Origin of the sequence: Psittacicella gerlachiana, from assembly GCF_003585965.1 — a bacterium.
Classification (GTDB): domain Bacteria; phylum Pseudomonadota; class Gammaproteobacteria; order Enterobacterales; family Psittacicellaceae; genus Psittacicella; species Psittacicella gerlachiana.
Map to the genome: position 1 here is coordinate 1 of NZ_NRJF01000144.1, position 2,127 is coordinate 2,127.

General features: G+C 31.9%; 2 protein-coding genes. One reads left to right on the forward strand and one right to left on the reverse strand.

Features of this window, described 5'->3' with window-relative positions; translation table 11 throughout:
- Window positions 1–325: 325 nt before the first annotated feature.
- Window positions 326–1,018: a hypothetical protein gene (locus CKF59_RS05200; RefSeq protein ID WP_119534905.1), complete on the forward strand. Its 693-nt coding sequence runs from the start codon at window positions 326–328 to the stop codon at window positions 1,016–1,018.
- 366 nt (window positions 1,019–1,384) lie between these two features.
- Here CKF59_RS05200 and CKF59_RS05205 read toward each other — a convergent pair whose 3' ends face one another.
- Window positions 1,385–1,942 (reverse strand): hypothetical protein, encoded by a 558-nt coding sequence (locus CKF59_RS05205; RefSeq protein WP_119534906.1) that lies wholly within the window; start codon window positions 1,940–1,942, stop codon window positions 1,385–1,387.
- Between the last annotated feature and the right edge of the window lie 185 nt (window positions 1,943–2,127).

The window sequence follows — 2,127 nt, forward strand, 5'->3', positions numbered from 1 at the left end:
AGATGAGATTATTCATTGCAAAAAGCTTTCTCTTTTGGTATGATAGGGAAGAAAGCAAAAAACATCTAAATGATTTTTTTGTTTTCTACTTAAGAGTTTGTGTTGTTCGTTGTTTTGTTGTTTGTGTTTCTCTTAAGTAAAAAATATAACTAGAATAATTATGTTGTTTAGATCCTACTCTACAAGAGTAGGATTTTTTACGTTTAGAATCAAGTAGAACTAATTAAAGTAGAGAGAAGACAATATATTAGTTAGCAAAGAAAAGCTTTGAGAAGAAAGAAAACTGGATATAATAATCTTAGAGATTATGATTTTAGGTGAGTAGATGAAAAAGAAAAGATTACAATGGTGGAAGTTTATTGCACTAATTCCATTTTTGTGGATAGCGAAGATCAGTAATGCCGATACCATTACCTATTTTGTAAAAAATATTCAACAAAAGTTTTTTATAAGTACGGAAAAGCCTCGTTCTTCACAAGTTATTCCTTGGTATTTTGCGACTGCACAAGGAATTGATATTTGGTGTGCCGAACGTCGTACCCAAGTAACTCCTGCTAGCTTTGCTCAGGCGAAAAGAATTACCCTCGTGTATGATGGTTTTGGGCAAAATTTACCTAAAGGAAGTTCAGTGGTAAATCCGAATAGTAATAATTTGGAGCAAGCGAATTTCCGTAAAAATAATTTTGCTTGGCAATTAACTAATGCTGTAGTTTATGTGACCAATGATCAAGACCAAGAAAAACTCTACAAAGGGTGTAAGGTAAACTTTACGAAAGCTTTAAAAGTAACGGTGATTTCTCAGCAAAGAGAAGTGAAGCTAAAAGAGATTAAGGAAATAAATCATATTCCTCATGCTTTTTTAAAGCAATTAGATTCTTTAAGTTTTGCGAGATGCACAAGTTTGTTATCGGGAGAAACCGAAGCAAGATTATATATCACTTATGATGGTACTGAGTATAAACCTTTAGGTTTAGTGTTTAACCATGGTGAGGTTGAACAATATTGTCAAATTAAATAAAGAGCAATTTAGATTAGAGTAATCTAGGTTGCTCTTTATTTCATGTTTATATCTTCAGTAAAGGCAAAATTATTGTGAAAGTAAAAATGCTCAAATAACCAATTTGTATTATTTTATAGAAGTGTTTGCTTATTGAGTTAGAGAGTGAGGAATGGTGATAAAAGTTTATAGGGGATAAGTTTTTTAGTTTTTTAAGCTTACGAATGGTTGTAAGTCATTTAAACCACGTATAAACATTTAAAACCTCTAAACAGCATAAGAGCTTAGCTCATGCTGTTTAGAGGTTTGTGACTACTCTCAAAGTCTCAATTTAGATTTTAAAAATCTTAACTGAGTAAGAGGAGATAGAGTTAGTTAAAAGCTTGATTATTTACCAAGTTGAGCATTGACTGTTGCTAATGCTTGTTGCATTTGTTGGTAAGTTGCTTGGTCTAGATGAGGTGCTATAAATCTCGATGGAGAGAAAATAATTTTTGCATTAAGAACTTGGTCGCCAACCATTTGATTTAAAGCATTGATTAAATTGTAAAGGCTGTAAATATTAGCAACATGTTCACTACTTACGGTTACCTTACCATAAGAGTAGTCAAAGTTAGTTACGGTAAAAGAGTTAAGGTCTTCGTGTAAGGTAATAATTTGGGCTTTGATATTTTCTTTCTCTGCATGGCTAAGAGTAAAGTCTCCCTGAGTACCAAGAGTATCATAATAGTGCAAAAAGTTACGATATTGAATATCAAAACGATTACGAGCAGCGACAAAGTCATTCCATTCAGAAGTAGAGATAACTAAAGAACTAAGATATGTCGTCGAATTTTGACTTTGAGGGTTGGTCGCTTGAGTGCAAGAAGTTAGTATGAAGCCAGTACCTAAGAGAACTGCAAGTAAGCTAACTTTTAAAGTTGGGGCTAAGAATTTATTTAACATACATATGCCTATTCAAAGAAGTTAAATTCTAAAATTGTTGCCAAATAATTTTAGAAATTACAAGGAGTCAGTTTAATCTAACTAAAGATTTACTATATCATCTATAGAGAAAATTTTCTTGCCTATTAGACAGATATCTAGGGAAAAGGTTTTTAATTTAAAGAAAAAATTCTGTAGCCAAGTGA